The organism is Aquiflexum sp. (assembly GCF_041749095.1).
Lineage (GTDB): Bacteria > Bacteroidota > Bacteroidia > Cytophagales > Cyclobacteriaceae > Aquiflexum.
In genome coordinates, this window is the sequence record NZ_JBGTCA010000443.1 from 1 (window position 1) to 3,214 (window position 3,214).

A 3,214-nucleotide genomic window follows, 5' to 3' on the forward strand; every position below is an offset into this window, starting at 1 on the left:
ACATTAGAACCTATCTTGATGACTGCACAGTGTATTGAATGCATGGGCTATTGTGAAATTGACACAATATTATGTCAATAATTAAAAAAATACTAAAACCAACGTTTTTTCTTAAAATACCTGATCATGACCAAAGTTGAAATTAAAAAAACAGACCATACTGAAATGTACCCATATTTCCACTCGAGTTCCGGCATATATTCGAAGTTCATGCCGTACACACCTGCAATAAATGTCAGTGGTATAAATATGGTTGCAATGATGGTTAAGGTTTTCATGACCTCATTTTGCTTGAGGCTGATATTTGACATAAATATTTCTACAAGCGTTGTAATATTTTCCCGCTGCATTTCAAGATTTTCCATGATCTCCACGGTGTGTTCATAGATGTCATTGATAAATGGATTGGTTTTTCTTTTGATGAAAGGGCTTTCAGACTTTCTCCAGGCTGCAATCATTTCTCTGGTGGGCCATATTATTTTTTTGATTTCCTGAAGCGCTTTTCTTTTAAGATAGACATCAGCCAACCTTATTTTGTGAGAGTCATTGATAATTTCATCTTCTATTTCTTCAATGGTGTTATCCATCATTTCAAGGATTACATAATATTGATCTATGATGGCATCCAATAAAGTGTAGGTGAAATAATCTGTTCCCATTTTCCTCATTCTCCCATGGGGGTTTTCCAACCTGACCCTTATTTGATCAAAAATATCGTAGGAGTTTTCCTGAAAGGAGATGATGAAATTTTTGCCAAACACAATACTGACCTGTTCTATTTCCAAAGCAGTAATGTCTTTTTTGGTATAGATCATCTTGGAAACCAAAAAGATAAAATGGTCAAATTCCTCCAGTTTAGGCCTTTGTTGGGTGTTTTTGATATCTTCGAGCGCAATGATATGGATATCAAATAGTTCTGATATTTCTTTAAGTAAGTGGTCATTGTGGAGGCCACAGACGTTTAGCCAGAATTTTTTGTCGGTGTCCAAAAACGGTTGGATTTGGTCAACAGAAGTAAGGTGATGTTTTTCGAAAATATTTTCCCCAAAATGATACAGTTCCATGCTGATTTCGAGGGGATTTGTGGCTTCCATTTAAATGATACTTTTGATCTTTTCAGGGGTCAAGGGCTTTTCTATAAAACCTTCTACGCAATCATATTCTTTGGCTTTTTGCCTGTCCTGAAAATCAATTGAGCTTGACAGCACAACAATCCTATCCTTTCTGTCTTTAAACTCGATCAAGTATTGGTTCAAAAAATCCCATCCATTCATTACAGGCATATTGATGTCCAAAAAAATCAATGTGTTTTGATCAGCTTCCATTGTGCGGATTTTTTCGATGGCCTTCTCTGCTTCAAGGAACTCTTCGATTTTATGAGCAATATCCAACTTTGAGATCAACCTTTTATTGATAAGGTTATTGATTGGATCATCATCTACTAAAATAATCGAATGATAAGAGCTCATAAAGACGGGTGTTAGTTTCTTAAAAGCATTGGATTCTATGAATGATTTCGAATATACTTACCCTAAATTAGAACATACTTTCAATTAAAAAAATCCGAGGCTATTTTTTCCTCATTAGAATTAATCGGGTAAAAAAAGAGGGGCCATTTTGGCCCCTCTTTGTTGGGTTGATTGAAATTACATCATGCCACCCATTCCACCTCCGCCCATCGGCGGCATGGCAGGTGAATCTTCCTTCACATCTGCTACTACACATTCTGTGGTAAGCAGCAATGCTGCAATGGAAGCGGCATTTTCAAGTGCCAATCTTGTAACCTTAGTTGGGTCAATTACACCTGCTTCAAACAGATCTTCAAAAACATCTGTTCTTGCATTGTATCCGTAATTACCTTTATTTTCTTTGATTCTGTTGATCACAACAGAACCTTCACGACCCGCATTCTCAACGATAATTCTCAATGGAGCTTCAATGGCGATTCTGATGATATTGACACCTGTGTCTTGATCTTCGTTTTCACCTTTCAAACTGTCCAAAGCTGATGAAGCCCTAACAAAAGCCACACCACCACCTACTACTACACCTTCTTGTACAGCAGCTCTTGTTGCATGAAGCGCATCGTCAACTCTGTCTTTTTTCTCTTTCATTTCTACCTCAGTAGCTGCACCGATGTGAAGAATAGCAACTCCACCTGATAATTTGGCAAGCCTTTCCTGAAGTTTTTCCCTGTCGTAATCAGAAGTTGTTTTTTCAACCTGTGCTTTGATTTCTCCGATTCTTGCTTGGATGGCAGAAGATTCTCCAGAGCCATTGACAACAGTAGTGTTGTCTTTGTCAATGTTGATTTTCTCTGCAGTACCTAAGTAATCCAAAGTAGCATTTTCTAATTTATAGCCTCTTTCTTCAGAAATTACAGTTCCTCCCGTGAGGATGGCAATATCTTCCAACATTGCTTTTCTTCTGTCACCGAATCCAGGAGCTTTCACAGCTGCCACTTTCAAGGCACCTCTGATTTTGTTGACCACCAAAGTAGCCAAAGCTTCGCCGTCAACATCTTCTGCGATGATCAACAAAGGCTTGCCTGATTGTGCTACCGGTTCCAAAACAGGAAGAAGTTCTTTCATAGAAGAAATCTTCTTATCATAGATCAAAATGTATGGATTGTCTAATTCGACTTCCATTTTCTCAGTGTTGGTCACGAAATAAGGAGAAAGGTATCCTCTGTCAAATTGCATACCATCAACAGTTCTCACTTCGGTTTCTGTACCCTTTGCTTCTTCCACGGTAATGACACCGTCTTTACCAACTTTTTCCATGGCATCGGCAATCATTTTTCCGATTTCCTCATCGTTGTTGGCAGATACAGTTGCAACTTGTTGTATTTCTTTGCTGGTAGAGATAGCTTTTGAATTAGCCTTCAATTGTGCTACTATAGCACTTACGGCTTTGTCTATACCTCTTTTGAGGTCCATTGGATTGGCACCTGCAGCTACGTTTTTGATACCTGCATTAAAAATTGCTTGGGTAAGCACGGTAGCAGTTGTGGTTCCATCACCTGCATTGTCAGCGGTTTTGGAAGCTACTTCTTTTACCAATTGAGCACCCATATTTTCGATTGGCTCAGCCAATTCAATTTCTTTTGCTACGGTGACACCATCTTTAGTGATGGTCGGAGCACCGAATTTTTTGTCAATGATGACATTTCTTCCTTTTGGTCCAAGGGTTACTTTTACTGCGTCAGCAAGAG

Annotated in this window: 3 protein-coding genes; all 3 read right to left on the reverse strand. The window is 38.6% G+C overall.

All coding sequences use genetic code 11. The features are described from left to right. Positions 1-92 precede the first annotated feature (92 nt). Entirely contained in the window at positions 93-1,094 is a 1,002-nt protein-coding gene (gene corA, locus ACEW8O_RS20505) for a magnesium/cobalt transporter CorA (RefSeq protein ID WP_373496497.1), read from the reverse strand. Beyond that, a complete protein-coding gene (locus ACEW8O_RS20510; RefSeq protein ID WP_373496498.1) occupies positions 1,095-1,469 on the reverse strand; it encodes a response regulator in 375 nt (124 codons plus the stop codon). A gap of 177 nt (positions 1,470-1,646) precedes the next feature. After that, on the reverse strand, positions 1,647-3,214 hold a 1,568-nt coding region (gene groL / locus ACEW8O_RS20515; protein ID WP_373496499.1), incomplete at its 5' end, for a chaperonin GroEL.